Raw genomic sequence first — 236 nt, 5'->3', positions numbered from 1 at the left:
CTGGAAGCCCTCGCCAGGGAGCACGGTATGACGCTTTCCGAGCTCGCCCGAGAGGCCCTGACGATGCTTGCGGAGGAGTACCGAGCTAGGGCGACAAAAGAGAAGGCGCAAGAGCCGCCTAACGAGCAACCTGAAGAGCCTTCCGACACGCCCCCCTCCGACACGCCCCCCCTCTTCTCCGGGGCCGCCCAGGAGTAGACCGCCATGACCGACCCCGAGGACTACCCCCTCCTCAG

Annotated in this window: 1 protein-coding gene; it reads left to right on the top strand. The window is 66.5% G+C overall.

The features are described 5' to 3' along the window. Positions 1-198, top strand: a 198-nt coding sequence (locus L0D17_RS13455; RefSeq protein ID WP_243095727.1) for a ribbon-helix-helix domain-containing protein, incomplete at its 5' end; no start/stop codon positions are given. Between the last annotated feature and the right edge of the window lie 38 nt (positions 199-236).

It is taken from the genome of Thermus thalpophilus (genome assembly GCF_022760915.1).
In the GTDB taxonomy this organism is placed as follows: Bacteria; Deinococcota; Deinococci; order Deinococcales; family Thermaceae; genus Thermus; species Thermus thalpophilus.
The sequence above is the reverse complement of the archived record's forward strand: the minus strand, read 5'-3'. Positions and strand labels throughout refer to the sequence as shown.